At 64.9% G+C, this 25594-nt stretch carries 26 protein-coding genes and 1 tRNA gene; 12 read left to right on the forward strand and 15 right to left on the reverse strand.

The annotated features are described in order from the left end of the window. Positions 1–155 precede the first annotated feature (155 nt). The gene (gene galU, locus IGS74_RS07915; RefSeq protein ID WP_039189032.1) at positions 156–1061 is read left to right on the forward strand and encodes a UTP--glucose-1-phosphate uridylyltransferase GalU; all 906 of its coding nucleotides are present in this window, start codon (positions 156–158) and stop codon (positions 1059–1061) included. 7 nt (positions 1062–1068) lie between these two features. On the opposite strand, the gene IGS74_RS07920 is transcribed toward galU, so the two are convergent. From IGS74_RS07920 to IGS74_RS07935, 4 genes are all read right to left on the reverse strand, one after another. Then, positions 1069–1512, reverse strand: coding sequence for an NfeD family protein (locus IGS74_RS07920; RefSeq protein WP_246723078.1), 444 nt, complete (start codon positions 1510–1512; stop codon positions 1069–1071). Between the two features lie 2 nt (positions 1513–1514). Further along, positions 1515–2456: an SPFH domain-containing protein gene (locus IGS74_RS07925; protein WP_192390596.1), complete on the reverse strand. Its 942-nt coding sequence runs from the start codon at positions 2454–2456 to the stop codon at positions 1515–1517. A gap of 25 nt (positions 2457–2481) precedes the next feature. Beyond that, a complete protein-coding gene (locus tag IGS74_RS07930; protein WP_156122213.1) occupies positions 2482–2850 on the reverse strand; it encodes a hypothetical protein in 369 nt (122 codons plus the stop codon). A gap of 119 nt (positions 2851–2969) precedes the next feature. After that, positions 2970–4415, reverse strand: a complete 1446-nt coding sequence (locus IGS74_RS07935; protein ID WP_039189042.1) for a homospermidine synthase — start codon at positions 4413–4415, stop codon at positions 2970–2972. Positions 4416–4539: 124 nt separating this feature from the next. On the opposite strand from IGS74_RS07935, the gene IGS74_RS07940 reads away from it, so the two are divergent. Beyond that, entirely contained in the window at positions 4540–5514 is a 975-nt protein-coding gene (locus IGS74_RS07940; RefSeq protein WP_192390604.1) for a small ribosomal subunit Rsm22 family protein, read from the forward strand. Here IGS74_RS07940 and IGS74_RS07945 read toward each other — a convergent pair whose 3' ends face one another. Then, entirely contained in the window at positions 5515–7341 is a 1827-nt protein-coding gene (locus tag IGS74_RS07945) for a M3 family oligoendopeptidase (RefSeq protein WP_192390610.1), read from the reverse strand. It abuts the gene before it with no gap. A 198-nt stretch (positions 7342–7539) separates the two neighbouring features. Here IGS74_RS07945 and IGS74_RS20030 point away from each other — a divergent pair, with 198 nt between their 5' ends. The 4 genes from IGS74_RS20030 to IGS74_RS07965 all read left to right on the forward strand — a co-directional run bounded on the left by IGS74_RS20030 (position 7540) and on the right by IGS74_RS07965 (position 14288). Next, positions 7540–9429 carry a DUF882 domain-containing protein gene (locus tag IGS74_RS20030; RefSeq protein WP_246723079.1) on the forward strand — a complete coding sequence of 630 codons (1890 nt, stop codon included), beginning with the start codon at positions 7540–7542 and terminating at the stop codon, positions 9427–9429. Positions 9430–9821: 392 nt separating this feature from the next. Then, entirely contained in the window at positions 9822–10250 is a 429-nt protein-coding gene (locus tag IGS74_RS07955) for a MucR family transcriptional regulator (RefSeq protein ID WP_039189050.1), read from the forward strand. 142 nt (positions 10251–10392) lie between these two features. Beyond that, positions 10393–12957, forward strand: a complete 2565-nt coding sequence (mprF, locus tag IGS74_RS07960) for a bifunctional lysylphosphatidylglycerol flippase/synthetase MprF (protein ID WP_192390617.1) — start codon at positions 10393–10395, stop codon at positions 12955–12957. Beyond that, a complete protein-coding gene (locus IGS74_RS07965) occupies positions 12954–14288 on the forward strand; it encodes a virulence factor family protein (protein WP_192390622.1) in 1335 nt (444 codons plus the stop codon). Before mprF ends, IGS74_RS07965 begins: the two co-directional genes overlap by 4 nt. 70 nt (positions 14289–14358) lie before the next feature. On the opposite strand, the gene IGS74_RS07970 is transcribed toward IGS74_RS07965, so the two are convergent. Next, positions 14359–15144 carry an outer membrane protein gene (locus IGS74_RS07970; RefSeq protein WP_246723080.1) on the reverse strand — a complete coding sequence of 262 codons (786 nt, stop codon included), beginning with the start codon at positions 15142–15144 and terminating at the stop codon, positions 14359–14361. Between the two features lie 147 nt (positions 15145–15291). Continuing rightward, positions 15292–15366: transfer RNA gene (locus IGS74_RS07975), tRNA-Glu, on the reverse strand. 114 nt (positions 15367–15480) lie between these two features. On the opposite strand from IGS74_RS07975, the gene IGS74_RS07980 reads away from it, so the two are divergent. Then, the gene (locus IGS74_RS07980) at positions 15481–16281 is read left to right on the forward strand and encodes an RNA methyltransferase (protein WP_192390630.1); all 801 of its coding nucleotides are present in this window, start codon (positions 15481–15483) and stop codon (positions 16279–16281) included. On the opposite strand, the gene IGS74_RS07985 is transcribed toward IGS74_RS07980, so the two are convergent. Next, a complete protein-coding gene (locus IGS74_RS07985) occupies positions 16259–17065 on the reverse strand; it encodes a hypothetical protein (RefSeq protein WP_192390638.1) in 807 nt (268 codons plus the stop codon). The two genes, IGS74_RS07980 and IGS74_RS07985, sit on opposite strands and share 23 nt — an antisense overlap. 22 nt (positions 17066–17087) lie before the next feature. Beyond that, positions 17088–17666, reverse strand: coding sequence for a DUF1134 domain-containing protein (locus tag IGS74_RS07990; RefSeq protein ID WP_245282940.1), 579 nt, complete (start codon positions 17664–17666; stop codon positions 17088–17090). Between the two features lie 203 nt (positions 17667–17869). Between IGS74_RS07990 and IGS74_RS07995 the strand changes: the two genes are divergently transcribed. Continuing rightward, a complete protein-coding gene (locus IGS74_RS07995) occupies positions 17870–18526 on the forward strand; it encodes a histidine phosphotransferase family protein (protein ID WP_192390643.1) in 657 nt (218 codons plus the stop codon). A gap of 98 nt (positions 18527–18624) precedes the next feature. On the opposite strand, the gene ctrA is transcribed toward IGS74_RS07995, so the two are convergent. Further along, positions 18625–19320: a cell cycle two-component system response regulator CtrA gene (ctrA, locus tag IGS74_RS08000; RefSeq protein WP_039189067.1), complete on the reverse strand. Its 696-nt coding sequence runs from the start codon at positions 19318–19320 to the stop codon at positions 18625–18627. A 294-nt stretch (positions 19321–19614) separates the two neighbouring features. On the opposite strand from ctrA, the gene IGS74_RS08005 reads away from it, so the two are divergent. Continuing rightward, on the forward strand, positions 19615–19974 hold the full coding sequence (locus tag IGS74_RS08005; RefSeq protein WP_039189071.1) for a flagellar export protein FliJ: 360 nt from the start codon (positions 19615–19617) through the stop codon (positions 19972–19974). Positions 19975–20007: 33 nt separating this feature from the next. Next, entirely contained in the window at positions 20008–20715 is a 708-nt protein-coding gene (locus IGS74_RS08010) for a ribonuclease activity regulator RraA (RefSeq protein WP_192390650.1), read from the forward strand. A 3-nt stretch (positions 20716–20718) separates the two neighbouring features. Here the strand turns inward: IGS74_RS08010 and lhgO are convergent, their stop codons facing one another. The 3 genes from lhgO to IGS74_RS08025 all read right to left on the reverse strand — a co-directional run bounded on the left by lhgO (position 20719) and on the right by IGS74_RS08025 (position 22648). Next, entirely contained in the window at positions 20719–21918 is a 1200-nt protein-coding gene (gene lhgO / locus IGS74_RS08015; RefSeq protein WP_192390655.1) for an L-2-hydroxyglutarate oxidase, read from the reverse strand. 34 nt (positions 21919–21952) lie between these two features. Then, positions 21953–22204: a DUF2312 domain-containing protein gene (locus IGS74_RS08020; RefSeq protein ID WP_143190195.1), complete on the reverse strand. Its 252-nt coding sequence runs from the start codon at positions 22202–22204 to the stop codon at positions 21953–21955. A 141-nt stretch (positions 22205–22345) separates the two neighbouring features. Beyond that, complete coding sequence (locus IGS74_RS08025) at positions 22346–22648, reverse strand: DUF1244 domain-containing protein (RefSeq protein ID WP_192390661.1); 303 nt, start codon at positions 22646–22648, stop codon at positions 22346–22348. Positions 22649–22813: 165 nt separating this feature from the next. On the opposite strand from IGS74_RS08025, the gene IGS74_RS08030 reads away from it, so the two are divergent. Both IGS74_RS08030 and pyk read left to right on the forward strand, forming a co-directional pair. Next, entirely contained in the window at positions 22814–23236 is a 423-nt protein-coding gene (locus tag IGS74_RS08030) for a DUF1036 domain-containing protein (RefSeq protein WP_245282985.1), read from the forward strand. After that, positions 23233–24669 carry a pyruvate kinase gene (pyk, locus tag IGS74_RS08035; RefSeq protein WP_192390667.1) on the forward strand — a complete coding sequence of 479 codons (1437 nt, stop codon included), beginning with the start codon at positions 23233–23235 and terminating at the stop codon, positions 24667–24669. Before IGS74_RS08030 ends, pyk begins: the two co-directional genes overlap by 4 nt. Positions 24670–24676: 7 nt before the next feature. Here the strand turns inward: pyk and IGS74_RS08040 are convergent, their stop codons facing one another. After that, positions 24677–25324 carry a tetratricopeptide repeat protein gene (locus IGS74_RS08040; RefSeq protein ID WP_192390671.1) on the reverse strand — a complete coding sequence of 216 codons (648 nt, stop codon included), beginning with the start codon at positions 25322–25324 and terminating at the stop codon, positions 24677–24679. Positions 25325–25425: 101 nt separating this feature from the next. Beyond that, complete coding sequence (ykgO, locus tag IGS74_RS08045) at positions 25426–25551, reverse strand: type B 50S ribosomal protein L36 (RefSeq protein ID WP_039189096.1); 126 nt, start codon at positions 25549–25551, stop codon at positions 25426–25428. Between the last annotated feature and the right edge of the window lie 43 nt (positions 25552–25594).

A 25594-nucleotide genomic window follows, 5' to 3' on the forward strand; every position in this document is an offset into this window, starting at 1 on the left:
TTCAGGGCCAGGCGGACGAGCGCCAAGTATGGACGAAAGTCATTCGCGGCATATCTGTCCACTACCGGTACGAAAACGTTTGCCGACAACAACGCCCGGTATCATAGTCGAATCCGTCACCTCCCATCCGAAATATAGTCCGGAGCAATCTCCCGATGCATAAAGTCCGCAAGGCAGTCTTCCCCGTCGCCGGCCTTGGAACGCGGTTCCTGCCGGCCACGAAAGCGATCCCAAAGGAAATGCTCACTGTGGTGGACCGCCCCGTCATCCAATATGTCGTGGATGAGGCGCGGCAGGCCGGCATCGAGCACCTGATTTTCGTGACCGGACGCAACAAAGGCGTCATCGAAGATTATTTCGACATCCAGGTCGAACTGGTGAACACCTTGACCGAACGCGGCAAGAAGACGGAGCTCTCGCTGCTCGACGAGCTTCAGCCGAAGCCGGGCACCGCCAGCTTCACCCGCCAGCAGGCGCCGCTTGGCCTTGGCCATGCCGTCTGGTGCGCGCGCGATCTCGTGGGACCGGAGCCCTTTGCGCTTCTGCTGCCTGACATGATCATGCAGTCCGAGCGTGGTTGCCTGGCGAGCATGGTGGAACTGTATGAAAAGACCGGCGGCAATGTCCTGTCGGTCGAGCAGTGCGACCCGCAGGAAACCAACAAATACGGCATCGTCGGACAGGGCGAGGCCATCGGCTCGGGCTTCCGCATCGACGGCATGGTCGAGAAGCCCAAGCCCGAAGAGGCGCCGTCCAATTACTTCATCACCGGCCGCTACATCCTTCAGCCGGAGATCTTCGATATCCTGGCCACGCAGGAGAAGGGCGCCGGCAACGAGATCCAGTTGACGGACGGCATGTTGAAGCTGGCCGAGAAGCAGGATTTCTATGCCTATCCCTTTGCCGGCCGCACCTTCGACTGCGGCTCGAAGGAAGGGTTCATCCGCGCCAACGTGGCCTTTGCGCTGTGGCGCAACGACATTCGCCACAAGGTCTATGACGAAATCCAGGAACTGATGGAAAAGGTCGAGCCGTCCGGCAGCCGCAAGGCGGCCGAGTAAGCGGCGATCAGGCGTCACGCTCCGCTTCGACACGGAGCAGCGCGCCCTCTGCGGACAGGATGATGACGGGGGCTCCGGCAGGCATGTCGGGGCCCTCGACGCTCCACCAGCCGTCATCGAGCTGAACACGTCCACGCCCGTTGACGATCGCCTCGGACAGCACGGCGCGGCGGCCCACCAGCCGGTCGGTACGGGTGTTGAGGGGGCTTGCATCGGTGCCGGGCCGGCTTCCGTACCAGCGGTAGCCGATCAGCGTGGCGGCCGCCGAAACGACGGCAAAGCCGATCAGTTGGCTGACGATGGACAGGCCGGGAATGAACAGGAGGTTCACGCCGATGGCGACGGCCCCGATTCCCAGGAACAGCAGATATACCCCCGGCAGGAACATCTCCGCTGCCAGAAGGACGAAGCCGGTGACGAGCCATCCGGTAGCGCCGAACAGGGCGGGCACGATCAGCCGCCCGGCCTGATGGACGGCGGCTTCGGCTTGTCGAACGCTTCCCGGGCGATTTCCGATATGCCGCCGAGCGCGCCGATCAGCGAAGCACTTTCGAGCGGCATGAGGATGACGCGCTGATTATCCGCAGCCGCCAGCTTGGCGATCGCCTCGGTGTATTTCTGGGCGACGAAGTAGTTTATCGCCCTGACATCGCCGCCGGCAATGGCCTCCGAGACGAGCTGGGTGGCCCGCGCCTCGGCCTCGGCCAGACGCTCACGGGCTTCCGCCTCGCGGAACGCGGCTTCGCGCTTGCCTTCGGCCTCCAGGATCAGCGCCTGTTTCTCGCCCTCGGCCCGCAGGATCTTGGCGTTCCGCTGGCCTTCCGCCTCCAGGATCTCGGCGCGCTTTTCGCGCTCGGCCATCATTTGACGGCCCATGGATTCGACCAGGTTGGCGGGCGGCGCGATGTCCTTGAGCTCGATCCGGGTAATCTTGACGCCCCAATTGTGGGCGGCCTGGTCGACCACGCGCAGGATGCGTTCGGAAATCGCATCGCGATTGGACAAAAGGTCGTCGAGGTCCATCGACCCCATGACCGAGCGCAGGTTGGTCATGACGAGGTTCAGGACCGCGTTGCGAAGCCCGGCGACCTCGTAGGCGGCCGCTGCGGCATCCAGGATCTGGAAAAAGGCGACGCCGTCGGCCGCGACGGATGCATTGTCGCGGGTAATGACTTCCTGGGTCGGAACGTCGAGAACCTGCTCCATCATGTTTATCTTGTGCCCGACGCGCTCGACGAAGGGCATGATGATGTTGAGGCCCGGCTTCAGCGTCCGCGTATAGCGACCGAAGCTCTCCACCGTGTAGTGATAGCCCTGGGGCACGATCTTGATGGTCGCGAACAGCAGCAGCACGACCAGTACGACGCCGACGGCGACGATCACCAACGGTTCCATGCATATCCTCCCTGAGGCGATTGCGTCAGGCTTGCCGGGTCAGGTCGAAGCGGGTGCCGGACGAGTTGACGCAGGATAGCTGGCTTGCCGAGACCTGATCGCAATTGACGGCGATGCGATCGCCGTTCGACAGGCGCGTATATTCGATGGCGATGCGGGTCGGCGAAAGGTTGCGGTAGGTGCCGCGCGCCAGGACCGAGCCGGTGTCGTTTGCGGTGGAGGTAAAGGTGCCGCCCTGCAGGGTGGAAACGGCAACGCCCGACGTATCGCCCCACCGACCGTCGAAGCCCATGCGGGCAGGGCCCGAAGATGGGGCGCCGCCGGGGCCCGTCATGCAGCCGGACAAAGCGAGGCTCAACGTGGCAAGACCGGCAAACAAAGCTTTTCGGCGCATCGTGGCGACTCCCGTGAACAAGATCTCAGTCAGCTTATTATGGGATTCCGCATGCGGCAGGAAAGGGTGGGCCGGCCCTTTTGGGGCGCGACCCACCTCAATCCGGGGTTGGCGTCGTATCAGTGGACGAGGATGTTGCGGAACTGCCAGGGGTCCTTCTCGTCGAGGTCTTCCGGGAACAGGCCCGGCCTGTCCTTCAGCGGCGTCCAGTCGGTATAGTAGCCCTTCACCGGGCCGAGATACTGGCGCTGGACGTCGAGGCAGCGCCGATAATCCATCTCGTCGGCTTCCACGATGCCGGCTTTCGGGTTTTCCAGCGCCCAGACCATGCCCGCCAGGACGGCAGAGGTGACCTGCAGGCCGGTGGCATTCTGGTAGGGGGCGATGCGGCGCGTTTCTTCCAGCGAAAGCTGGGATCCGTACCAGTAGGCGTTCTTCTCATGGCCGAACAACAGGACGCCCAGCTCGTCGATGCCGTCGACGAGTTCATCCTCGTCCAGCACGTGGTGTACCGGCTGGATATGGCCCGCCGCGCCGAACAGCTCGTGCATCGAGAGGACGGCGTCGTTGCAGGGATGGTAGGCGTAGTGGACGGTCGGCCGGTAGCTGACCTCGTCATGCTTGTCGACCACGGTAAAATAGTCGGCGATGGAAATCGACTCGTTATGCGTAACGAGGAAGCCGTACTGCGCACCCGGCGTCGGGCACCATGTGCGCACGCGGGTGTTACCGCCCGGCTGCTCCAGGTAGATCGCGCATTTCGGACCCTTCTTGTGGTCCTTGGCGTTCTTGGGGCGCCACTTCTCGTGGGTGCCCCATCCAAGTTCCGACGGCTGCATGCCCTCGGAGATGAAGCCCTCTACCGACCATGTGTTCCAGAAGACGTTCATGGGCTTGGGATCACGCGTGCGCTGCGTATCGCGCTCGGCGATGTGGATGCCCTTGACGCCCACCTTCTTCATGAGCTTGGCCCAGCCCTCACGGTCGTCGGCCGCGGGCTCCTCGTATTTCAGGCCGGTATCGTTGGCGATATCCACCAGGGCCTGCTTGACGAACCAGGAGACCATGCCCGGATTGGCTCCGCAGCAGGAGACGGCCGTGGTGCCGCCCGGGTTCTTGCGCTTTTCCTTGCGCACCGTCTCGCGCAGGGCATAGTTGGTGCGGTCCGCATTGGTGAGGCTGTCGTCGAAGTAAAAGCCGAGCCAGGGCTCCACCACCGTGTCGATATACAGGACGCCCAGCTCGCGGCACATGCGGATGAGGTCCAGCGAGCCGGTGTCGACCGACAGGTTGACGCAGAATCCCGTGCCTTCGCCCTCGGTGAGAAGCGGGGTCAGCAGGCTTTCATAGTTCTTGCGGGTGACGGCTTCCTGGATGAAGCGGAAACCACGCTCCTCCACGATGGCGCGGTTGGCGTCGCTCGGGTCGATGACCACCACGCGCGACCTGTCGAATTTGAAGTGCCGCTCGATCAGGGGAAGCGTTCCGCGGCCGATCGACCCGAAGCCGATCATCACGATGGGGCCGGTAATCTCACCATAAACCTGATACTGGTCGTTTGCCATTCTGGCAGGTCCTTTCGCACTGTCGCATCGCAGGATATGTCGCCTTCGGCTAACCGAGATTGCTGTCAAATAAAAGAGGGCGCTCGCGACCTTCGATGGCAACCGCGAAATCAGGGAACACGAAATGGAACTCCCCGCGTCCCTCCGTGCGGCTCTGGAAACCGTGCTGGAGGGCCATGCCGTCGCCGGCATCGCAGCGGCAGGCAGCCGCCTTTCGGCACGCTACCGCGCCGAAGTGCTGGACGGGCGGCTGCATCTCGATACGGACGAGGCGGCCCGCGCCTATGTCGCGACCCGGTTGCCGGCAACCTACGCCGCGATACGGCGCGCCATGGACCTTTTCCAGGAAACCCTGGATCCGCAGACGCCCGCCCCCGAAACGCTCCTCGATGTCGGGGCCGGGCCGGGAACGGCGCTGTGGGCGGCCGCCGATGCATGGCCGGGGCTTGGCGCCGCGACCATGGTGGAGGCCAGCGGTCCGATCCGCCGGATGGGCGAAAGGCTGGCGGAGGCGAGCGGCGTCGCGCAGCGGCGCTGGCTGGACGGCCGGGCAGGGGACCTCGTGGAAAAGACCGAGCCGGCCGACCTCGTTACGCTGGCCTATGTCCTGGACGAACTGCGGGAGGCCGAACGCGACCAACTGGTCGATGCCCTGTGGCGCAAGGCGCGCCGGATGCTGCTGATCGTGGAGCCTGGCACACCGGCCGGCTGGCGTCGCATCCTTGCCGCGCGCAGCCGCCTGCTTGCCCTGGGGGCGAACCTCGTCGCACCGTGCCCCCATTCGAAAACCTGTCCGCTGCTGGGGCAGGATTGGTGCCATTTCGCCGTCCGCCTCGCGCGCAGCCGCGTCCACCGGCTGGCCAAGGGCGCGGATGCCCCCTTCGAAGACGAGAAGTTCATCTTCCTGGCCGCGGCGCGCGAGCCCGCCCACATCTCGGCCGCGCGGATACTGGCGCCGCCGCAGCCGGGAAGCGGCAAGCTCCGGCTGAAACTGTGCCGGCCCGACGGGCGGGCCGACGACGTCCTGATGACCCGGCGCGACGGCGACGCCTTCAAGGCGGCGCGCCGTGCCATGTGGGGCGATGCCCTGTACGTCTGATCAGGCTTCGAGGGCTTCCAGCTCGTCGATGAGGCCGGATATGACCGAAAGCCCCCGGTGCCAGAAGCCGGGGTCCGTCGCGTCGAGGCCGAAGGGGGCCAGAAGCTCCGAATGGTGCTTGGTGCCGCCCGCCTCGAGCATGGTGAGATAGCGTTCGGCAAAGCCTTCATCGGACTGCAGGTAGACGGCGTAGAGCGAGTTGACCAGGCAGTCGCCGAAGGCATAGGCGTAGACATAGAAGGGCGAATGGATGAAGTGCGGAATATAGGCCCAGAAGGTCTCGTATCCCGGCTGCAGCCGAACCGACGGCCCCAGGCTCTCGCCCTGCGTCTCCACCCAGATCTGCCCGATGCGCTCGGAGGTCAGCTCGCCTTGGCGGCGCTCCGTGTGGAGCGCCCGTTCGAAATTGTAGAAGGCGATCTGCCGGATCACCGTGTTGATCATGTCCTCGACCTTGGACGCGATCAGGAACCGGCGCTGCCGTGGATCGGGGGTCTTTTCGAGAAGCGAGCGGAAGGTCAGCATTTCGCCGAAGACGGATGCCGTCTCGGCCAGCGTCAGTGGCGTCGGCGCCATCAGCGGGCCCTGCCGCGCCGCAAGCACCTGGTGCACGCCGTGCCCCAGTTCATGCGCCAGCGTCATGACGTCGCGCGGTTTGCCGAGATAGTTGATGAGCACGTAAGGGTGCGCCGAAGGGACCGTCGGATGGGCGAAGGCACCAGGCGACTTGCCGGGGCGCACGCCGGCATCGATCCAGTTTCGCTCGAAGAAATGCCCCGCGATCTCCGCCATGCGCGGCGAGAACCCGGCATAGGCCGACATGACCGTCTCGCGGGCCTCGTCCCAGCCGATGGGGCGGCGCTCCATGCCGGGCAGGGGCGCATTCCTGTCCCAATGGTCCAGGGCGTCCTGCCCGAGCCAGCCCGCCTTCAGCCGGTAATATCGGTGCGAGATGGAGGGGTAGGCTTCGCGGACGGCTGCCGCCAGGGCGTCGACGACCTCGCGCTCCACCCGGTTGGCCAGATGCCGGCTGTCGGCGATGTCGGTGAAGCCGCGCCAGCGGTCGGAGATTTCCTTGTCCTTCGCCAGCGTATTGGTGATCAGGCTGAACAGCCGCAGATTGGCGGAAAAGACCGAAGCGAGCGCCTTCGCCGCCTCCTGCCGCAGCGCCTTGTCGTCCTCCTGCAGGAGGTTCAGCGTTTCCTCGATGGACAGCTCCTCGCCCCGCACGGCGAAGCGGAGCCCGGTCATCGTCTCGTCGAACAGGCGGTTCCAGCTTGCCGGCCCGGTGACCGCCTTTTCGAGGAAGAGTTCCTCGATCCGTTCCTCCAGCTGGAAGGGGCGTTCCAGCCGCAGGTCCGCAAGCCAGGGGCGGTAGCGGGCAAGCTGCGGATTGGCTCCGAGGGCCGCCTCCATGACGGTGTCCTCGATCCGGTTCAATTCGAGCCCGAAGAACAGGACGCGCGCCGAAATATCGGTGACGCGCGCCTGGATATCGCCGTAGAACTTGGCATTCGCCGGGTTCGACGTATCGCCGGCATAGATGAGGCCGGCATAGGAGATCAACCGGCCGAGCCGATCCTCGAGCGCCTCGAAGGCCTTGATCGCGTCCAAGAGGCCGCCCCCGCCGGGCAGCGCGGCCTCTTCGGCCAGCCGGCCGCGCCAGCGCTTCTGGAAGGTCGTTGCTGCGTCGTCGGCCGTCTCCAGGTCGCGCTTCAGGGCCGGACTGTCCATGGCGGGATAAAGATCGCCGAGATTCCATGCGGGAAGCAGGCCGAGATTGGGCTTGGTGGATGCATCGACTGCTGCGGCGGACTGATTGGTCATGGAGAGGGGCGTTCCTTCGCGAATCTCATTCATTGCGCCTTAACCATTTTCTTTTGTAATAAGGAAAGAAATAGGCGCATGTCATTTTCATGCCGCAGTTCGGTCAGACGTTTTTGACACGACTGTGACTTGAGGAAGTTCGGGGTTGGTGCCGGGGACATGGTGGCACCGCCCTCGCCAGCGAGGGGAAGAGACCGAATGCCCGCAGATAACGCTAGCGCCGCGCGCCGCATGGCGCGTGCCGTCACGATCCTTGCGACGGGCCTTCTGCTGCTGGCCGGTACGGGCCTTGCGGCCAAAGCCGAGACCCGGACGCTCAAGCTGTACCACATCCATCTTCGCGAAAAGAGCGAAATCACCTACAAGCGCAATGGCCGTTTCCTGCCCGAGGGCCTCAAGAAGGCCAACTGGGCCCTGCGCGACTGGCGCGAAAACAAGCCCACCAACATGGATCCGGCACTCCTGGACATCCTGTGGGAGGCGCAGCGCCAATCCGGCACGAACGGCTATATCCAGGTGCTGGGCGGCTTCCGCTCACCCAAGACCAACAACATGCTGCGCTCCCGGTCTTCGGGCGTCGCCGGCGGCAGCCTGCATATGTCGGGCAAGGCGATCGACTTCTACATGGAAGACGTACCGTTGCGGAAAGTGCGCGAGATCGGGCTGCGCATGCAGGTCGGCGGCGTCGGCTACTATCCGCGGTCGGGCTCGCCCTTCGTCCACTTCGACAGCGGCAAGGGCCGTTACTGGCCGCGCATGAGCCGCTCGGAACTGGCGCGCATCTTCCCGCGCGGCAATACGATCTACCTGCCGGCCGACGGTAAGCCGTTGCCGGGATACGAGCAGGCGGTCGCCTCCTACAATCAGCGCAAGGGTGCGTCGGGCAACATCCAGATGGCCAGCGCATCGGAAACGCGCCGGGGCGGCAAGTCGTTGATCGCGCGCTTGTTCGGCGGTGGCGCCGACGAGGCCGAGGACAACGCCGAGATGGAGGCCGCTCCTGCACCGGCCCGCCGCGCGCCGGAAGCGCCGCGCCGGGCTCCGGCGCCGGTGGCGCCGGCCGCTCCCGCGGAAGACACGCTCATAGCCTCGGTGCAGCCGACACCGGCGCCGCGCCGCGCAGCGCCCGCCGCGCCCGCGCTTTCGGCCGGCGTCGCCATGCCCGACAGGCCGCAATTCGACGCGAGTTCCAATGCGCCGCGGCCCGCAGCCGGTGTACCGGGTGCGGCGTCTGCCAGCACGCCCGCTCCGGCCGAAACGCCAAATCGCGCCGATCCGCCCAGCATCGCCGTCGCCAGCATTCCGACGCCGCGGGCCGCGCCGGCGCGTGCTGCCGCCGAAGCTTCGACCGTGGCGCCGACCGTCGTGGCCGCGGCCCCGGGTGAGCCGGCACCTGCGGCGGGCGAACTGGCCTACGCCGTTCCGACGCCGAGCCGCAGGCCCTTCGAGGCGGTGTTGCAGGCGGCGGCTGCGACCGACGCCCAGGCGCGGATCGCTTCCGCCGAGGCGCCGGCACGTTCGGATGCCATCGCCGACACCATTCTCAAATCCGTGTCCCAAGGGGCGTCCGACGGCGATGAGGCCCTGTCCGTGGCTGTGGCCTTCCCCACGCATCGGCCGGATGCCGGGCCCGTGCTCGAGGCCGCCGCCGAAGCCGCCGTGGCAGAGGCGGGCGACGAGGCAACCGACCTTGCCGGAACCGACATGGCCGAGGCCGATGCCCCGGTGGGTGATGCCATCGCCGACATTCTGAACGGCGACGAGCCGGTGCCGTCCACCGTGATGGCCTCTCTGGAAACCGACGTCACGCCCTCGCGCAGCTTCGAGGAGATCATGGCAAGGCCGGCGCCTCTGCAGGCCGAGGTCGAGACCGGTGGCAAAGGCGGCCGCGTCGGCTCCGGCGCGATGCCGCGGGTTGCCGACCAGAGCGTCATCGCATCCCGCATCGCCGGCGCAGCCGAGGTCACACGGCCGCTGCAGCTTGCCGAGGCCGATCCGGATGCCGCCGCCCGCACGGAGCGCCTTTCCAGATCCTCGCTCGTCGTCAACGTGCCGGTGCGCGCGGCGCCGGAACGCTTCGGCAACTGACGCCACCTTGGAGACAGGTGCCACCCACCGCTTCTACTTCACTGCACCTCCAGAAGGCCGCCCCCGGGCGGCCTTTTCAGTTTCGAGCGCGATGCCGGAACGGGCCGATGCCTTTTTCATCGGGTCGCGGGTCCATGAATACGTGCGCTTCGGGCGGCACGATGCTGTAGCACTCCCAGTTTCAATGTAAAAAAGTTAGCGGACAACATCGACAAAATTGCTGAAAGTTCATTCTTCGCGAAGTGACTTGACAATGAATAGCATACAATAAATACACGTTCACTAATCGGCGTCGCGGCGACCGGTCATCGTTGAAATGGCCGGTTGTTCGCAGCATCACCGAAATTGTTCAATTTTAATGCACGCGAACGGCGTGGGTATTGAGGTAAAAGATGGAACGGAGCGAAAGCGTAGAAAACAACGAGATGCTGATGGAGTTGACGGCCGAAGTGGTCGCTGCTTACGTCAGCAACAATTCCCTGCCGGTTTCCGATCTTCCTGCTTTGATTTCCGATGTCTATGGCGCGCTTGGCCGTACGACGGCCGCCCCGGCCGCTGTCCCGGCCGAAAAGCCCAAGCCGGCTGTGCCCGTCAAGAAGTCGGTGACGGACGATTACATCGTATGTCTCGAAGACGGCAAGAAGTTCAAGTCGCTCAAGCGCCATCTGATGACGCATTACAACCTGACGCCGGAAGAGTACCGCGAAAAGTGGGACCTGCCGACCGACTATCCGATGGTCGCCCCCAACTATGCCGCAGCCCGTTCCCGGCTGGCCAAGCAGATGGGGCTTGGGCACAAGCGTCGTCGCGGCCGTGGATAAGCCGGATGGCGCAATAGCCGTTCCATGAATGCAGAGCGCCGGCTTTCGAGCCGGCGTTTGCATTTTGGCATCTTGCCTTGCAACCGCCGCAATGCGCGCGCCATGCCGCACCGATCACAGCTTTGTCAATCGGTTGGGTCCTATGTCATCTGTCTCCGTACGACCTGCCATCCGCAACGCCATTGCGCTCGTCGTCGGCCTCGGCATAACGGCGCTTGCCTTTTACGCCCTGTCGCGGTTCCTTGCGGAAACACCGCTCGACGCGGTCGCGGCCGCCATCAAGGCGATGCCATGGTCTACGCTGGCCGCTGCCCTGGCCTTCACCGTCCTCAGCTTCATGGCGATGGCAGCCTATGACGTCATCGCCGTCGAAAACACCGCTCCGGGCCGCATTTCCCCGGCCATCTCGGCTCTGGTAGGGGCCGGCGGCTATGCGATCTCCAATGCGCTCGGCTTCCCGTTCCTGACCGGAGGCGCGATCCGCTATCGCGTGTATCGCCGCTTCGGGTTCGAGCCCGTGGATGTCGCCCGGATCGTCGGGATCTCGTGGTTTGCCCTCTGGTTCGCGCTGGCGCTCATGGTCGGCGTGGCGCTGGTGGCCGATCCTGGCGACGTACCGCTGCTGAACGATCTTCCATTTGCCGTGGATATCGCGCTGGGCGTCGTCCTGATCGCCTGCGTCGGCATATTGGTGACATGGCTGGCCACAGGGCGGCGGCAGGTCAGGATCAGATCCTGGACGCTTCTCCTGCCCAATGGCTGGGCCGCGTTGGCGCAGGTTGCCGCCGGCGTCGTGGACGTCGCGGCCGCCGCCGCTGTTCTCTACGTGCTCATGCCGGACGACGCGGTCGGCAGCTTCACGCTGTTCGCCGTCGTATTCGCCATGGCGACCGTGGCCGGTGTCGTTTCCAACGCGCCTGCCGGCCTTGGCGCATTCGAGGCGACGATCATCGGCACGCTCGGCCTCGGCTCCAACCCGGACGCGCTCGCGGCCGTCGTCGTCTACCGTATCGTCTACACGGTGCTGCCCCTGATCGTAACGATGGTCGGCCTTGCCTTGTCCGAAATCGCGTTGCAGCGCCATGCGGTTAAAGGACAACTGACCAACGCGGCGAGGCTGGTGGAGCCGATGGCCCCGCCATTGACCGCCAGCCTATCCTTTCTGGGTGGAATCGTCCTTCTGGTTTCGGGTGCGACGCCTGGGTTGGAGGGCCGGATCGGCATACTGGCGGATATCGTGCCGCTGCCCTTTATCGAGCTTTCGCATCTGGCCGCCAGTCTCGTCGGCGTCGGGCTGCTGATCATCGCGCGCGGGCTCGCCCGCCGTCTGTGGCGCGCCTATGTGCTGGCGCTCGTGCTGATGCTGGCGGGCGCCGCGCTTTCGATTGCCAAGGGCCTCGATTGGGAGGAAGCGTCGGCGCTTCTTTCTTTCGCGGCTTTCCTGGTCGTGTTCCGCCACGCATTCTACCGCCGTGCCGACGATGCGCCATTGTCCCTCAACTGGCGTTGGCTCGCCACCGTTGCGGCGGCGTTGATCGGTTGCGGGTGGCTCGGCATGTTCGCCTATTCGCATGTCGAGTATGCCAACGCCATGTGGTGGGATTTCGCGCTGGACGGCGATGCGCCGCGCTTCCTGCGCGCCAGCCTGGTCGTCTTCCTGGTCATTGCCGCGACCGGGCTGGAATTATGGATCCATCAACGGCACAGGCCGAGGAGCGGGCAGCCGATCCCCGACGCCGTGCGCGCTATCGTGGCCGCCTCGCCCTGCACGTCCGCCAACCTTGCGCTGCTGGGCGACAAGCAGTTTCTCATGGCCGACGACGGGTCCGGCTTTGTCATGTACGGCCAGTCGGGCGGCAGCCTCATCGCCCTCGGCGAGCCGCTGGCCCCCGCCGGCAAAGTCGACGACCTGGCATGGGCCTTCCGGGATCTGGCGGACCGAAAGGCGCTGCGGCCCGTGTTCTATGAGGTCGGTGCCGAGCGGCTGCCGCTGTTCCTGGACATGGGCCTGACGGCGCTGAAACTGGGTGAGGTCGCCCGCGTCGACCTGACGAGCTTTACGCTCGGCGGGCCGAAGCGGCAGGACATGCGCACCGCCATGCGCAAGGCCGAGCGCGAGGGACTCGAGTTTGCGATTCTTCCCGCCTCGGAGGTGCCCGCCGCGATGGACGAGCTCAGGCTGGTGTCCGATGCATGGCTTGAGATGAAGTCCGGCGCGGAGAAAAGCTTCTCGCTCGGCTATTTCGACGAAGCGTACCTGTCGCATTTCGACCATGCCGTCATGCGCAAGGATGGCCGTATCGTGGCCTTTGCCAATCTGTGGCGCAGTGGCGGCCAGAATGAAATATCCATCGACCTGATGCGCCATCTGCCCGACGTCGCGCGCGGGGTCATGGACGCGCTGTTCGGCCATATGCTGATGGTCGGCAAGGACGAGGGATATCATTGGTTCGACCTTGGCGCGGCGCCGCTTTCGGGTCTGGTGGACCGGCGGGGGGCCTCGCGCTGGAACCGGTTCGGCTCGCTGGTCTACCGCCGGGGAGGAGAGCTCTACAGTTTCGACGGCCTGCGCGCCTTCAAGCAGAAATTCCAGCCGGTCTGGAGTCCCCATTACCTGATCTGCCCGCGCGGTCTCGACACCGCCAGGGCGTTGATCGACGTTACGGCGCTGATTTCGCGCAGGCCGGTTGAAAGGAACAGGGTATGAGACGCTGGATTGCAGGTGTAGCCGCCGTCGGTCTGGTGGCGGCGGCAGGCGCCTGGTGGACGGGGTGGCTCCGCGTTCCGGGCCTTGGAGGCTCGATGACGGTTTCCTACGAGAATATCGCCGATGTGCATATGCGCGTTCCCGAAGGCGATCCATCGGGCGTCGCGATCGTGGTTTCCGATATCGGCAAGGCGCCCGATGCAGCGCTGGCTGACGCGATGGTGCAACGGGGGTTGGTCGTCCTGCCGGTGAAACTGGACGACTGGCTGAAGCGGCTCCAGACCGACGCGGAAGATTGCCTCTACCCCGGCTCGGATATCGAGGGCATCGCCAAGGAAGCCCAGCGGAGCCTGCAATTACAGGATTATTTCCACCCGGTGGTCGTGGGTGAGGGGGCCGGAGGCTTGCTCGCCTATGCCGCGGTCGCCGATTCTCCGGATGCCACGATGGCCGGCGGAATTGCGATCACGCCCGCCGCGACCCTGGCGACGACCTTGCCCATCTGCGACGGGGCCAAGTCCACGAAGACGGATAGCGGCTATTCCTACGACCTGTCGGCCGAACTGCCGGAACCGTTCCGCATCGTTGCCGCCGACAGGCCCGCGGGAATGAGCGACGCGCATCACCGCGCGCATTTCATTCAGGCAGGGGGCCCGCCCGCGCAGATCGCGGCGGCTGTCGATGCAAGTGCCGACCTTGCCGACAGGGACGCCACCGCCATGCCCGTCATCGTGGCGAAGGCGCAAGGCACGCCGAAGGCCGTCGCCATCTTCTTCTCGGGCGATGGCGGTTGGCGCGATCTCGACAAGTCCATCGGCGACTGGCTGTCGCAGAACGGCGTAGAAGTTCTGGGTGTCGATTCGCTGCGATACTTCTGGTCGGAGAAGTCGCCGCAGCAGATGGGCGACGATATCGGCGCCATACTCGACAACGCCATGGTGCCCGACGGTATTCCCGTCGCCATGATGGGTTATTCCTTCGGCGCGGACACGCTGCCCTTTGCCTGGAACAGCATTCCGGCCGGTTGGCGCGACCGCACAAGCATCATTGCCCTTCTGGCGCCGAGCCTGGAGACAGGGTTCGAGATTTCCATCGGTGGCTGGTTCGGCATGTCGACGGGCGAAAAGCCGGTCGTGCCGCAGATCGCCACTCTGCCGGCGGACAAGGTCTTGTGTGTGTTCGGAGAGGAAGAGGGGGCGGATTCGGCCTGTACCCAGCCCGAGCTTGCCAGGTTGCGCAAGATACAGACGACCGGGGGCCATCACTTCGATGGCGATTACGATGCGCTTGCGGCGCGCCTGCTGGCTGCGATGACGGGCGCAGGCACCTGATCGGAAACGATGACCGGAATGCGATTGCAAAAAAGAGGAGGCGGCTGGCGCCGCCCCCTCGATAGGCTGATCAGAAGCGGAAGTTCACGCCGGCCTTGAACGTGTGAAAGGCCAGGTCTTCGTCGATCTGGACCGCCGCAGTCGTGCCGGCTGCCGACACATTGCCGTCGAAGACATTTTCCTTGCCGAGATCGACATAGCCGTACTCTGCACCAATAGAGACGTTCTGTGTCAGTGCGTATTCGGCGCCGACACCTGCGGTCCAGCCGGTATGGTTGGCGTCATCGAGGTTCACGCCCGCCAATTCAGCCATCGACGACTTCTGTTTCGTCTGTCCGAAGGCGAGGCCGCCATGAACGTAAGGCAGGAACTTCTCGACCGAGATACCGGCGCGGGCACCGACTGTCCCGAGATACGTCAGCTTTGACGTGAAGTCCGCGTCGTCAACCATGTCGCTCTCGATGTTGGTGGCCGCGATCGATGCGCGGGCGCCAAGCACGGCATTTCCAAACTGGTGATCGTAGCCGATCTGAACGCCGCCGAGGAGCCCGTCCGCATCCATCTCGCTGCCGTCAGATTCGCTTTCCCCGGCAGACGACGCGGTCCCAAAAAACTTCGCATCGCCGGTACCTCCGCCGGCGAACACGCCGACCGAGAAGCCGGTCCAGTCGTGGGTGACCGGCGCCATGGCCGCGACAGGGGCTGCCGGCTCTTCGAAGACGACGTCGGCGGCCAGCGCGGGAGCAGTCAGGGCGAAGGTGAGGGCGGCCGAAGCCAGGATACGATGATTGAGGCGCATGGCACTCTCCTGTTGGATGTAATGCCTTGCATTTGCACCGCAGCCGTTAAGATACAATATATATCATGTATACGACAAATGGAAAACGGCCCGGTATTCACGCCTTGGTTGTGTTGCTGGCGCGACCGGTCATACGCGTTGCGGCAATGCAACACAGGCCGCAGGCAGCGGCCTTGTTTCTATCGAAGGATATGAAAGGAGAAATGGTACGCCCAGGGGGAATCGAACCCCCGTTTGCGCCGTGAGAGGGCGCCGTCCTGACCGCTAGACGATGGGCGCCCTTCGGTGTGGGGCTGGATATAGTTGGATCGATTGCGAATGGCAAGCCGTTTTCGGTGCCTTCCACGTCCTGCCGCGCTTGAAAATGTCGTCATCGCCGTGCAATCAGCGCGCATGAGGGTAGAGCCGATCGACGATGCGGACGATCCACGGATCGCCGCCTTCCGTGACATCCGCGAGCGCGATCTGGTCCGCTCGGGCGACTTCATCGCCGAGGGTGCGGTCGTGCTGGACCATCTCATGACGGCAAGCCTGTTCGAGCCCGTGTCCATCCTGGTTTCCGAACACCGGATCGGCGGGCTGCTGCCGAGACTGCGATTGCTCGGCGTGCAGGTGCCCGTCCTTGTGTGTCCGCAGGTGGTCATGGACAGCATCGCCGGTTTCTCGGTGCATCGCGGTATTCTGGCCCATGGGCGGCGCCGGCCTGGGCGGGCGCCCGACGATTGGCTGGGTGAAAGGACAGGGCCCGTGCTGGCGGCCTTCGACATATCCAATCATGACAATATGGGGTCTCTGTTCCGCAATGCCGCGGCCTTCGGCTGCGCCGGCATCGTGCTCGACGAGAAGAGTTGCGACCCGCTGTATCGCAAGGCCATAAGGGTGTCTGTCGGAACCGTCCTGAAGGTGCCCTTCACACGGTTCGACACCGCCGCAGCCGCTTTGGATCGCCTTGAATCCGCCGGCTACGCGCCCGTGGCGCTGACCCCTTCGGCCGCGTTCGATCTTGCCCATTGGACACCGCCGGACAGGCTCGCCCTGGTGGTCGGCGCCGAGGGAAGCGGATTGCCGCCGGCGGTGATTGCCCGTTGCCGGGGGCTGCGGATCGAGATGGCACCGGGGCTCGACAGCCTGAATGTGGCGACTTCGGCTGCCATCGCCTTGCATGCGGCCTTTACGCGCCGCGGGGGTCGCTGACGAGGCGGCGGGCGAGGGTGCCGGAGATCGTGCCCGGATCGGAGCGCGCATCGTCCGCCAGCCGGGACAGGTTGGAGCCTTCCGGCGCGGCGGCCAGGCTGATGGCCGCGACAGTTGCGGCGATCTCATCCAGTTTTTCGCGAATCGCCGCGCGGCGGCGCGCTGGGTCTGCCTCTTCGGCACGCGCGAGAATGTCCGCGCGCAGGCCGCCGCCGATGCCGTCGCGGCGCAGGATCTCGGCCTTCGACGGGTCCGCAGCGACCGGTTTTTCGTCTGCCGGGCCTTTCCGGCGCGCGGCCAGAAGATCCAGCTCCAGCTGCTCGATACGCATCAGGGCAGCGGCAAGGACCATGCGGCTTTCGCCGGAGTCTTCGTCCATTTCCTGCAGGCGTGCATTCAACGCCTCCAACTCGCCTGACGCGGCAGGGGCCGTCTGGCGCAGTGCCTCCAGCGTGTCTTCCGCGCTGCGCGGCATCTGGGTTTCTGTGGTGGCGACGTCCGACAGGACCGTCCTTGCCGTCAGCCGGCCGGCCTCGGCGCGCGCCCTTGCCGCCTGTTCCCGCGCGTCCGCCGCCTGCAGTTCGGCGCGGCGTACGGCCATGGCGGCCTCGGCGCGCACCTTGTCGGTTTCCGCCCGAATTTCAGAAAGGCTCATCGGCATCGTGGCTTCCGCCTCGCGCCACGCAAGCGATTGCGCCTTGCGCCAGACCAGGGGGACCAGCAGCAAGGCGCCCAGTACGGCCACGAGAGCGCCGAGCAGGAAGAATAATGCGGCAGCAAGCATGGACCGGTTTCCGTATGCCGTATCAGAACGGGTTCCAGGTCGGCGTCGGCGTGATCTTCAGGTAGCCGACATTGACGCCGAGACGGGCGCCGACGCCGGTCTTGACCGGAACGATCACGACCTGCTCACGCTGCAGTACCGTCATGCCGAGGCCGCCGACCAGATAGGCGCTGCCCGTCACCCCGCCGAACCGGCCGTAGATGCTCTGCACCGCAGGCAGGTTGTAGACCAGCATCATCATGCGCGCGCCGTCGCCGCCGGCGTCGAAGCCGATGGAGGGGCCCTGCCAGTACAGGTGATGCTCACCGGCATTCTTGGTGAAGAGGGTGCCCTCACCGTAGCGTACGCCGCCGATGAAGGCTCCGCCGGCTTCCTCGCCGAGGATGTAGCCATTGGGCACGCCATACTGCTGGAATGCGTGTTCGATGACGGAGGCGAGGCCGCCTGCCGTCGTGCCGAAGAAGTTGTGACCTTGCGAGATCACTTCCTCGAATGAATAACCGCTGCTCTGCTGCGCGGAAGCGGGAGCCGCGAACGCCAGCATGACAGTCGTGACAAGCATCGCGCCGAACAGGCGGACCTGCCTCGAAAACGAGACCATCGGGCGCATCCTTTCCCATCGTTCAAGCTGAGGAAATTTGAACATGATAGAGTTTTCAATTTGCTAACGGCCGCTCATCCATTTGAGGTATTCCGCGTGGCCGCCGCAGCTTCCGGTCCCCCGCCGCACGCTGTAGGCTCCCGTCAGGGCGATTCGCCCACCCAGGCAAACCGCATGAACACAGCCAAGGGCTTCTCCCACCCATGACAGAACTTCCTTCCATCTCCGCGCCGGATCTCGCCGCCTTGCTCGCCAGCCGCCTGTGCCACGACGTTATCTCCCCCGTGGGCGCCATCCAGAGCGGGCTGGAACTGCTCGACGAGATGCCCGACGACGCGGAGTCGATGGAGCTGGTGCGCAAATCCACCCGCAGCGCGGTGGCCAAGCTGCAGTTCGCCCGCATCGCCTACGGCGCGTCCGGGTCCACGGCGGCCGAAATCGACCTCGGCGACGCCGAATCCGTGGCCAAGGGGCTCATGGAATTCGAGCGCGCCAACCTGACATGGAACGGCGCACGGGCGTATGTGCCCAAAAACCTCGCCAAGCTGGTGCTGAACGTTCTGGTGGTCGCCAACGCATCCATCCCGCGCGGCCATACGGTGACGGTAGACCTCAGCAGCGTCGCCCCGGAGGTCGACATCGTCATCCGGGCCGAGGGGACGCCACTGCGCGTGCCCGCCCGTTTCGTCGCGCTGATCAACGGCCAGAACGGTGAAGAGCCGATCGACGCCCATGGCGTCCAACCCTATTACGCGCTGCTTCTGGCCCGGGAAACCGGCCTCGACCTGACGATGACGCAGGAGGCGGACGCCGTCACCTTCACCATCGCCGGCACGCTTCGCCCGCTATCGGCCGCGTAAGCGGGGCATCGCGGACCATCCAATGAAAAAGCGGCGGCATTGGGCCAACCCGATGCCGCCGCTTCTCATGCGGGCACTTTGGATAAGCGGCAGACGCCTCAGGCGGCCTGCGTTTCACCTTCTTCGTCGCGCAGCACGTAGCCGCGGCCCCATACCGTCTCGATGTAATTCTTGCCCTCGGTGGCCGTCGCCAGCTTCTTGCGCAGCTTGCAGATGAAGACGTCGATAATCTTCAATTCCGGCTCGTCCATGCCGCCATAAAGGTGGTTGAGGAACATCTCCTTCGTCAGCGTGGTGCCCTTGCGGAGCGACAAAAGCTCCAGCATGGCGTATTCCTTGCCGGTCAGGTGGACGCGCTGCCCGTTGACCTCGACGGTCTTGGCGTCGAGGTTGACCGTCAGCTCGCCCGTCACGATCACCGACTGGGCATGGCCCTTGGAGCGGCGCACGATGGCATGGATGCGGGCCACCAGCTCGTCCTTGTGAAACGGCTTGGTCATGTAGTCGTCGGCGCCGAAGCCGAGGCCGCGAACCTTGTCCTCGATGCCGGCCATGCCGGACAGGATCAGGATGGGCGTCTTCACCTTGGCCAGCCGCAACGTGCGCAGCACCTCGTAGCCCGACATGTCCGGGAGGTTCAGGTCCAGGAGGATAATGTCGTAATCGTAGAGCTTGCCGAGATCGACGCCCTCTTCACCGAGGTCGGTGGTGTACACGTTGAAACTCTCGGACTTCAACATCAGTTCGATGCTCTGCGCGATGGCGCTGTCATCCTCGATCAAAAGAACGCGCATCCAGTTCCCCTCTCCGTCAACTCGGCGGGAGGCCCCTGCCGAATTAATGTCTGATTCACCCACTTTTCCAAACCGTGACACCGATTGGTTAACAATCGGCTTAAATTCGCAGTCGGGACGGCGAACATGCGGTTTACCCGGCCTTAAAGACTTGAGGCCATGATTAACGGTGCGCGTAAACAGACCGTCTGAGTGTCTCATTCCTACGGGCCGAGGCTTGTCCGAGGCAGGTGGCGCAAACGGAAAATGTCATGCGGCGTCGCATTGCGCCGCCTCGGAACCGGGACGATTCGAATGGCCAAGCGTGAAAATCTTGTGCGGCTCGCACGCTTCAAGGTCGGGGAGAAGCGGCGTCAGGTCGAGCAACTCGACATGATGATGGCCGAGTTCGAGCGGATGGCGGCCGAGCTGGACGCCCAGATCGCCAGCGAAGAGCGCCGTTCCGGCCTGACCGATACCAACCATTTCGCCTACCCGACCTTCGCGAAGGCGGCGCGGGTGCGTCGGGACAATCTGATGAACTCGGTGCGGGACCTGAAGTCCCAGCTTGCCGCGGCGCGGCTGGCGCTGGAAGAGGCCGAGGCCGAATACGTCAACGCCGAAAAGCTGGAGCTGCGCGATCTCGGCCAGGAAGATCGCCGCGCGACGGCCTGAAGCCAGCCCGTACGACTTGCAAGGGGATTTGCCATGCCGATCGATGGAACCACCATCGAAATCCTGAAGGGCGTGTCGACTGCGACACTGACGACGGTGCTTCTGAAAAAGGGGCTACGCAATGTCTGGATGCGCGGAACCAAGCCGCTGAAGCCGGGGCAGCCGCGCGTTGTCGGGCCGGCTTTCACGCTGCGATTCGTTCCTGCCCGCGAAGATCTGGCCACGCCCGCAAGCTGGGCCTCGCCGATTTCCACCCGGGCAGCCATCGAAGCCATGCCGCAGGGCGTCGTCGCGGTTGCAGACGCCATGGGCGTCCTGGATGCCGGCATCTTCGGGGATATCCTCTGCTCCCGGATGGCCAAGCGCGGCGTTGCCGCCCTGGTGACGGATGGCGTCCTGCGGGACGCCGAGGGCGTCCTGCAATCGGGCCTCGACGTCTGGTGCGATGGCATTGCCGCTCCGCCCTCCGTCGCCGGACTGACCTTCGTCGGCTGGCAGGAGCCCATCGCCTGCGGCGGCGTCGCGGTCTTTCCGGACGACATCGTCGTCGTGGACCAGGATGGCGCGGTGCTGATACCCGCAGCCTATCTGGACCAGGTGATCGCCGAGGCGCCCGAACAGGAGCGTATGGAGGGCTGGATCATGGATGAGGTGGGCCGTGGCGTGCCTCTGCCGGGCCTGTACCCGATGAACGAGGAGACACGCCGGCGTTACGACGCCTGGAAGGCGTCGAACGGCTGACCTTCAGCCGCCGAGCCTGTCGACGATCATGCGGCCGATCGGCATGGCCGAGGTTGCGGCAGGCGAGGGTGCGTTGCAGACATGCAGCATCCGCGCGCTCTGAAGAAACAGGAAATCCTGCACCAGCGTCCCGTCTGCCAGGATGGCCTGCGCGCGGATGCCGGCGCCGGGCGCCCCAAGATCCTCCAGGGTCAGCGACGGGCAGTATTTCCGGCACTGTTCCAGATAACGGGCACGCGACAGGGAATTGAGAAATTCCGTGGAGCCCGACCGCCAGTTCCGGCGCGCCATCGACCAGAAACCCTTGAAGCCGAGCATCGAGGCGATGTCGAAGGGCTTAATGCTGCCCTTGGCATATCCCTCCCGCGCAAAGCCCAGGACTGCGTTCGGGCCGACGGTGACGCGCCCGTCGATCATTCGCGTCAGGTGTATGCCCAGAAAGGGCAGGTCCGGATCGGGGATCGGGTAGATGAGGTGCGAGACGATGTCGGATTTCGATTGGGGCAGCGTGTAATACTCGCCCCTGAACGGGACGATCCGATGGGTCGCGTCCATCCCTGCCAGCCGCGCGATCCTGTCGGATTGCAGGCCGGCACAGGCGATCAGCCGGTCCGCCCGCAGCCGTGTGCCGTCGTCCATGCCGACGACAACGCCGGTTTCCTCTTCCGCGATCGCCGTCGCTCTCGTCGACAGGCGCAGCTCGACCCCGCTGTCGGCGAGTTCGGAGGCCATCGCAAGGCAGATGCGGCGATAGTCGACAATGCCGGTCGCCTTGATCTTCAAGGCGCCGAGCCCGGCAATGCTGGGCTCGATCTCGCGCAGCCTTGCGCCGGATATCGGCTCGTAGTCGATGTCGTTATCGCGCGCGCGCTCTTCCAGCGCCGCCATCCGCTCCATCTCGATATCGTCGGTCGCGACGAGGAGCTTTCCGCAGGTCTCGAACGGTATCGACCTGCGGGCGCAGAACTCCTTGGTGGCCTCTGCGCCCTCGCGACACAGGCGCGCCTTCAGCGAGCCCGGCTTGTAATAGATACCGGCATGGATGACGCCGCTGTTATGGCCTGTCTGGTGCTGGCCGAACTGCGCTTCCTTTTCCAGAAGCACGATCTGCGCCGTCGCGTTGCGCTGCCTGAGCGACAAAGCCGTGGCGAGGCCGACGATGCCGCCTCCGATGATGCAGTAATCAAAACTCGGCCCGGGCATCAGACCCCTTTCCGGCAACGCGCGGCCAGCGCGATCAGCTCATGCCCAACGCCTGGAGATAGAGATCCAGTATGGCTTCCTGCTCCTGCCGCTCGTTGGCGTCCTGCTTGCGCAGCGAAACGATCTTGCGCAGGACCTTGACGTCGTAGCCGCGGCCCTTGGCCTCGCCGTAGACATCCTTGATGTCGTCGGAGATCGTCTTCTTTTCCTCTTCGAGCCGCTCGATGCGCTCGACGAAGGAGCGCAGCTCCTCGCCGGCGACATTGGTATCTGCGGGAGAATCCATCATGAAGTCCTCATTCAGCCGTGTAGGGTTGGCGCGATCGTTCCGCGCGAAATTCGGTCAGGCCGGCGATAGCAGAAAACCCGCGCCGGGAGAACGCCGTCGATGACGGCGAATGGTTACGAATTTCCTTACGCCCGGATGTCAGACCTTCGGGTGCGCGGCGGCGAAGCCGCTGACCGCCTCCGGCGTCGCCTCGGTCTGGTGCCGTCTGCGCCACTCGTCGTATGACATTCCGTAAAACTCTTCGCGAGCATCCTCTTTCGTCATTGGAACGCCCGATTCTTCCGCTGCCTGCCGGTACCAGTCGGACAGGCAGTTCCGGCAGAATCCGGCAAGGTTCATGAGATCGATGTTCTGTACGTCGCTGCGCTCTCGCAAATGGTCCCGCAGCCTGCGGAAGGCGGCGGCCTCCCATTCGATCCGCGATTTCGTGCTTTCGTCCATGTCGCTCTTTCCTTTCCCGGCTCGTGCCGATATCTGCATTTTTCGACGCCGGTTCAACACGCGGCGGGGGGCTTTCGGCTCCTGTCCGTCCGGTACCGATACCGTGGGGGTTTATCCATGTCTTTCCGGGTGACAGAAGCATGGCGGCGCATCATGCGCACCGGCATGCCGCTTATCGGGGTCGCATTCCTGTCGACGATGGCGCTGCCCGGCGAGGCCCGGGCCGATTTCCGCGTCTGCAACGGTACGCAGGCGCTTCTGGGGGTGGCCATCGGATATCGCGATGCCGACGGCTGGGTCAGCGAGGGTTGGTGGCGCATTCCGGCCACCACGTGCCGGTCCGTCGTCGAAGGCGATCTCAAATCACGCTTCTATTACCTCTATGCCGAGGACGAGCAGGGACGCAGCCGCTGGGCCGGCGACATCCAGATGTGCATCGCCGAAAACGAATTCCGGGTAGTGGGCGTGAAAGATTGTTTCGCCCGCGGGTTTCAGGAAATGGGATTCCGGGAGTATGACACCGGGCAACAGGGCAGCTGGATGGTTCAGCTGACCGAAACCCCGAGCGGGAGCAACGACGAGCAATGAAGCGCAACCGCCGTGTAAAGATTCTGGCGACACTTGGTCCGGCTTCCTCCGAGGAGCCCGTGATCCGCAAGCTTTTCGAAGCCGGGGCGGACGTCTTCCGCATCAATATGAGCCACACCAGCCACGACATGATGCGCGAGCTGGTCGTTCGGTTGCGCAACGTCGAGAAGGCGGTGGGCCGCCCCATCGGCATTCTCGCGGACCTGCAAGGCCCCAAGCTGCGCGTCGGCACCTTCGTGGGCGACAAGGCGGAACTGGTCGTCGGCCAGACCTTTACCCTCGATGACGATCCGACACCGGGCGACACCACCCGCGTCTATCTTCCGCACCCGGAAATCCTGGAAGCGGTGCAGGTGGGCCACCGGCTGCTGATCGATGACGGGCGCCTCCAGCTGCGCGCCGTCAAGACCGATGGCCGGCATATCGAATGCGTCGTCGTCGCGGGCAACCGGATATCCAACCGCAAGGGTGTCAGCCTGCCGGACACCATCCTGGCCACCGGCGCACTGACCGACAAGGACAGGGCCGATCTCGACGCCGTGCTGGCCGAAGGCGTGGACTGGGTTGCGCTGTCCTTCATCCAGCGCCCTGAAGACCTGGCCGAGGCGCGCAAGGTGGCGCGTGGCCGTGCAAGCCTTCTGTCGAAGATCGAGAAGCCGCAGGCGGTCGAGCGTCTCGACGAGATCATCGAGCTGTCCGACGCCATCATGGTGGCGCGCGGCGATCTTGGCGTCGAACTGCCGCTCGAGGCCGTGCCCGGCATCCAGAAGCGCATCACCCGCGCCGCGCGCAAGGCCGGCAAGCCGGTGGTCGTCGCGACGCAGATGCTGGAATCGATGATTTCCGCGCCGGTGCCGACCCGTGCCGAAGTGTCGGACGTGTCCATCGCCGTCTATGAAGGCGCCGATGCCGTGATGCTGTCGGCCGAATCGGCCGCCGGCGACTATCCGGTCGAGGCGGTCGAAACGATGGACAGGATCGCCGTGCAGGTGGAGCGGGACCCGCTCTACGCCAGCATCATATCGGCCCAGCGCTCCACGCCGGAGGCGACGGGCGCCGACGCCGTTTCTCTGGCGGCGCGCCAGATGGCGGAGACGCTCAGCGTCGCGGCGATCGTCACCTATACGTCGACGGGCAATACGGGCCTGCGTACCGCCCGCGAGCGCCCGCTGCTGCCGATCATCGCCCTGTCCCCCAAGGTGGCGACGGCACGCCGACTCAGCATCGCCTGGGGCCTGCATTGCGTGGTCACGGAAGATGCGACGGATCTCGAAGGCATGGTCGACAAAGCCTGCCGCGTCGCTGTGGAGCAGGAACTGGCCCGGCCCGGCGAGCGGGTCATCGTGACGGCCGGCGTGCCGCTGGGCACACCCGGCGCCACCAACATGCTGCGCATCGCCTATATCGGCTCCGACGGCCTGTCGGCCGTCTGACGTCGCGTCAGGCGCGCTGGCCGGCCATCAGGTCGGCCAGCCGCGCCACGGCATCCTGCGCATCCTTGAGCGTGGGATAGACGTCGAGCGCGCGCTGATAGGCCTCCATCGCCTGTTCGTTGCGCCCGCTCTCTTCCAGCATCGCACCCAGGCCCATCAGCGCCGGATAGTGCCTCGGCTCCCGCGCCAGAACCTGCGTGACATCGACGATGGCGCGCCCGAAGTCGCCGCTGCGATAATTCAGCATCGCACGCCGGTTCCATATTTCCGGGTTGTCGGGCTGCAGCTCGGCGCCCTGTTCGACGAGGTCGAAGGCGACGGGCAGCTTGTTGTCCGAGATGGCCTTCTCGGACCATGTCAGAAGCAGGTCGACCGTGGCGCTGCCGCTGTCGTTCCAGATGGATTGGATCTGCCGGGCGATACGCTCGCCGCGAGCACGATTGCCCTCCCGCCGCAGATCGTGGAAGAGCGCGTTCAGCCGTTCGTCGCGGCTGAGAGTGCGCTGGTCCGTCCGGCTGACGCCCGGCACGGAATCAGGTGGCGGCAGCAACGCATCCGGCGCGATCGCCTCGATCTCGGGCGAGGGGGCGAGCGGCTGTGCCAAGGCCGGCGGGGCCACGAGCACGACAGGGAGAAGGGCAAAGAAAAAGCGCATCGGCGGAGTTTAAACCGCCAATGCGCTTCGTCAAATCAAATGCTATGCCTGTAAGGGCAATCCGGCTGGACCGGGCGCCATGGCGCCCTCGCCGGCAAGCCTCAGCCCTGGCGCGCCTTGAAGCGCGGAGCCTGCTTGTTGATGATGTAGATGCGCCCCTTGCGGCGAACCATGCGGTTGGCCCGGTGGCGGCCCTTGAGCGACTTCAAGGAATTCTTGATCTTCATGACACTCGACCGTCGGTATGTTGGACAGGCGACGATCCAAAAT

The sequence above is a fragment of the Aureimonas sp. OT7 genome (assembly GCF_014844055.1).
GTDB lineage: Bacteria > Pseudomonadota > Alphaproteobacteria > Rhizobiales > Rhizobiaceae > Aureimonas > Aureimonas altamirensis_A.

What these genes read in the sequence shown, in the direction of transcription:
- galU (WP_039189032.1), top strand. Translation starts at nt 156, where the DNA reads ATGCATAAAGTCCGCAAGGCAGTCTTCCCCGTCGCCGGCCTTGGAACG.
- IGS74_RS07925 (WP_192390596.1), bottom strand. Translation starts at nt 2,456, where the DNA reads ATGGAACCGTTGGTGATCGTCGCCGTCGGCGTCGTACTGGTCGTGCTG.
- IGS74_RS07930 (WP_156122213.1), bottom strand. Translation starts at nt 2,850, where the DNA reads ATGCGCCGAAAAGCTTTGTTTGCCGGTCTTGCCACGTTGAGCCTCGCT.
- IGS74_RS07935 (WP_039189042.1), bottom strand. Translation starts at nt 4,415, where the DNA reads ATGGCAAACGACCAGTATCAGGTTTATGGTGAGATTACCGGCCCCATC.
- IGS74_RS07940 (WP_192390604.1), top strand. Translation starts at nt 4,540, where the DNA reads ATGGAACTCCCCGCGTCCCTCCGTGCGGCTCTGGAAACCGTGCTGGAG.
- IGS74_RS07945 (WP_192390610.1), bottom strand. Translation starts at nt 7,341, where the DNA reads ATGACCAATCAGTCCGCCGCAGCAGTCGATGCATCCACCAAGCCCAAT.
- IGS74_RS20030 (WP_246723079.1), top strand. Translation starts at nt 7,540, where the DNA reads ATGCCCGCAGATAACGCTAGCGCCGCGCGCCGCATGGCGCGTGCCGTC.
- IGS74_RS07955 (WP_039189050.1), top strand. Translation starts at nt 9,822, where the DNA reads ATGGAACGGAGCGAAAGCGTAGAAAACAACGAGATGCTGATGGAGTTG.
- mprF (WP_192390617.1), top strand. Translation starts at nt 10,393, where the DNA reads ATGTCATCTGTCTCCGTACGACCTGCCATCCGCAACGCCATTGCGCTC.
- IGS74_RS07965 (WP_192390622.1), top strand. Translation starts at nt 12,954, where the DNA reads ATGAGACGCTGGATTGCAGGTGTAGCCGCCGTCGGTCTGGTGGCGGCG.
- IGS74_RS07980 (WP_192390630.1), top strand. Translation starts at nt 15,481, where the DNA reads ATGAGGGTAGAGCCGATCGACGATGCGGACGATCCACGGATCGCCGCC.
- IGS74_RS07985 (WP_192390638.1), bottom strand. Translation starts at nt 17,065, where the DNA reads ATGCTTGCTGCCGCATTATTCTTCCTGCTCGGCGCTCTCGTGGCCGTA.
- IGS74_RS07990 (WP_245282940.1), bottom strand. Translation starts at nt 17,666, where the DNA reads ATGGTCTCGTTTTCGAGGCAGGTCCGCCTGTTCGGCGCGATGCTTGTC.
- IGS74_RS07995 (WP_192390643.1), top strand. Translation starts at nt 17,870, where the DNA reads ATGACAGAACTTCCTTCCATCTCCGCGCCGGATCTCGCCGCCTTGCTC.
- ctrA (WP_039189067.1), bottom strand. Translation starts at nt 19,320, where the DNA reads ATGCGCGTTCTTTTGATCGAGGATGACAGCGCCATCGCGCAGAGCATC.
- IGS74_RS08005 (WP_039189071.1), top strand. Translation starts at nt 19,615, where the DNA reads ATGGCCAAGCGTGAAAATCTTGTGCGGCTCGCACGCTTCAAGGTCGGG.
- IGS74_RS08010 (WP_192390650.1), top strand. Translation starts at nt 20,008, where the DNA reads ATGCCGATCGATGGAACCACCATCGAAATCCTGAAGGGCGTGTCGACT.
- lhgO (WP_192390655.1), bottom strand. Translation starts at nt 21,918, where the DNA reads ATGCCCGGGCCGAGTTTTGATTACTGCATCATCGGAGGCGGCATCGTC.
- IGS74_RS08020 (WP_143190195.1), bottom strand. Translation starts at nt 22,204, where the DNA reads ATGGATTCTCCCGCAGATACCAATGTCGCCGGCGAGGAGCTGCGCTCC.
- IGS74_RS08025 (WP_192390661.1), bottom strand. Translation starts at nt 22,648, where the DNA reads ATGGACGAAAGCACGAAATCGCGGATCGAATGGGAGGCCGCCGCCTTC.
- IGS74_RS08030 (WP_245282985.1), top strand. Translation starts at nt 22,814, where the DNA reads ATGCCGCTTATCGGGGTCGCATTCCTGTCGACGATGGCGCTGCCCGGC.
- pyk (WP_192390667.1), top strand. Translation starts at nt 23,233, where the DNA reads ATGAAGCGCAACCGCCGTGTAAAGATTCTGGCGACACTTGGTCCGGCT.
- IGS74_RS08040 (WP_192390671.1), bottom strand. Translation starts at nt 25,324, where the DNA reads ATGCGCTTTTTCTTTGCCCTTCTCCCTGTCGTGCTCGTGGCCCCGCCG.
- ykgO (WP_039189096.1), bottom strand. Translation starts at nt 25,551, where the DNA reads ATGAAGATCAAGAATTCCTTGAAGTCGCTCAAGGGCCGCCACCGGGCC.